At 34.6% G+C, this 2,284-nt stretch carries 4 protein-coding genes; all 4 read left to right on the forward strand.

Annotated elements, in window-relative coordinates:
• A partial coding sequence (locus tag NF27_RS12515) for a hypothetical protein (RefSeq protein ID WP_053332670.1) occupies positions 1 to 1,211 on the forward strand: 1,211 nt, incomplete at its 5' end.
• A gap of 14 nt (positions 1,212 to 1,225) precedes the next feature.
• A complete protein-coding gene (locus NF27_RS07265; protein WP_053332671.1) occupies positions 1,226 to 1,489 on the forward strand; it encodes a hypothetical protein in 264 nt (87 codons plus the stop codon).
• A gap of 15 nt (positions 1,490 to 1,504) precedes the next feature.
• Positions 1,505 to 1,807, forward strand: coding sequence for a colicin E3/pyocin S6 family cytotoxin (locus NF27_RS11885; RefSeq protein WP_084212875.1), 303 nt, complete (start codon positions 1,505 to 1,507; stop codon positions 1,805 to 1,807).
• Between the two features lie 10 nt (positions 1,808 to 1,817).
• Positions 1,818 to 2,156 (forward strand): DUF6980 family protein, encoded by a 339-nt coding sequence (locus tag NF27_RS11625; protein WP_084212877.1) that lies wholly within the window; start codon positions 1,818 to 1,820, stop codon positions 2,154 to 2,156.
• Positions 2,157 to 2,284 lie beyond the last annotated feature (128 nt).

Here is a 2,284-nt window from a genome sequence, read left to right on the forward strand (position 1 = left end):
AGATGAATGCGCATCAAGAAAGTAAGAATAAAGAAGAAAAGGAAAGCTTTAAGGATAGTAAGGAAAAGGAGAAAGAGCAGGAAGAAGGATCTAAAGAAAATAGTAGTAAGCAAGAAGGAGATAAAGAGGAAAGTTCGGAGAAGAGACAGAAAACTGAAGATAAAGAAGGAGAAAAAACTAAGCAAGAGGAAACTAGGAAAGGCTCAGGTGGAGGTAATAATAAGGAAGGATTGGGGAGTAAGCAAGAAGAAGCTAAAGCTGAGTCCGCACAATCGGAAGATAAAGGTAGGAAGATATATGATGAACCGGTTGGACCATCAATGATGCCTAAAATGGAGAGTGAGGAAAAGATAGGAGAAGAGAGAGAAGAAAAAGGCTTTTTTGGAAGAGAAACAGAAAAATATTTTAGTAGGAAGAAACTAGGAGAAATCGTATTTGGTAGTGCTTTGATATTAGAAGTACCAAAAGCAGCTGGTGGCTGGATTTTACACATGGGAGGGGCTGGTGTTAAAAAGCTAAGTGATAATTTTCCTGAAGGATCAAAAGTAGTAGATACCCTACTTGAATATGTAAATAAACCGGTAGATTTTTTGATAGAAAATATGGGTAAAGGTTATTCATGGAGTAAAGGTAATATAATATTTTTAAGTGGCAAGGTATTTGGCTCAGAGGGTGGAGCTAAGGTTGCGGAGGGAATCGGTGGAATGGAGAGGGAAGTTGGAGATGTAGCTGCTAAATTCAAGCCGACAGAGAAGCAAGGGTATGCGCTTAAATTCTTAGAGGTTATTGGTCTTACAAAGATATTCGCGAGCATAGCAAAATTTAGTGCTAATAAGCTTGTGAAAGACGCTAAAATAGATGGTAAGGCTGATGTACATGCGGATACAGCGGGTAAGGGTCAAGTAGATGATATAAAAATAGATCCATATAAAGAAGCAATGAGAGAAGGTGGCAAACATCAGGCATGGGCAAAGCAATATGTGGATAAACCAGATATAGAGTTAGAAAGAGGAATAAAATCTTTTGAAAAACAAATTAAGTTGCATGAAGATAAAATAAAAAATCCTGAGAAGTATTATCCTGATTTTAAAAAGTTAGATATAAGAGAACAAGAAGCTAATATAAATAAAATATGGCCACGAGATATAAGAAAACAGCAAGAACAAAAAAGAATATTAGAAGATATACTAAAAAATAGGAAAAAAGAATAAGAGGAAAATTGGCAATGAGCAATGATGAATATCAGAATAGATTAAAACTTTCTTTTTATGAAGATACAATAAATCTATTAAAAGAAAATGCATTTGAAGCAATTAAAGATAAATTAGAAAACCAGGAAGATAGCTTTAAAAAAGGAATAGCCTTTGGTTATTATGAAGTATTTCATCTTTTCCAGCAACAAGCAGAAGCATTTAATATCTCACTTAAAGAAGTAGGTTTAGATGATATAGACCCAGAAAGAGATCTGCTAGGTATAAACAAGCGTTAATATAAAAAGAAAGATATAGGAGGCTCAAAAGCTGCTGCCGGTGCTCCTGATCCAGACGATGATGACCATGATAATAAAGAAAGAAAAACTAATCCAAATAAGGCCGAAAGTAAAGTATGGAAGGAGTTAAAGCACTACAAAGGGGAAACAAAGACCAATGGATTATCTGGTAAAGATAGAGAATATTATGAATGGGATAAGCTTCATAAAGATATAGAAGTGTTTGACCATAATGGAAAGCACAAAGGTTCAATGGACCCTACCACAGGAGAAATGTATAAGCCAAGCAAAGGGCATAAACCATCATTTGAAAATTGAGGTAGTAAAAATGTATAAAGGAAAAGTTGAAGGTAGAACTTTAATGCTTTTGAAAAATAGAGCTGAAGATCAAGTATTAAATTGCTGCACGCAAATGGCTTTCCATGCAAAAGAAAAAGAACAACTAATTATTTATGAGCCTATAATGAGAAGAATAGGAATAAGAGTTAGTGATAGTACATTTCAGCTTATAAACCATTGTCCTTGGTGTGGATCAAAATTACCAAATGAGCTTAGTGAAGAGTTATCTACAATAGTTTTTGATCAACTTTGCTTAGAAGGATATGATGATCCAAAACTTCCCGAAGAATTCAAGACTGATGAATGGTGGAAGAAGCGAGGGCTTTAAAGAATTATATTAAGTTAGTTTATAGCCTTAGCGGAGTATATATTATCCCTATAAATACTGGTTTAACCGAAAGGCAAGTTCCATTAAGGGAAAGCTAGTTAATCTGGTAGTGGGAGAAGATCTAAGTC

The sequence above is a fragment of the Candidatus Jidaibacter acanthamoeba genome, assembly GCF_000815465.1.
GTDB classification, from domain to species: Bacteria; Pseudomonadota; Alphaproteobacteria; order Rickettsiales; family Midichloriaceae; genus Jidaibacter; species Jidaibacter acanthamoebae.

Excerpts from the sequence above, each read along its gene's own strand:
- NF27_RS07265 (WP_053332671.1), top strand. The coding sequence starts at position 1,226 with ATGAGCAATGATGAATATCAGAATAGATTAAAACTTTCTTTTTATGAA.
- NF27_RS11625 (WP_084212877.1), top strand. The coding sequence starts at position 1,818 with ATGTATAAAGGAAAAGTTGAAGGTAGAACTTTAATGCTTTTGAAAAAT.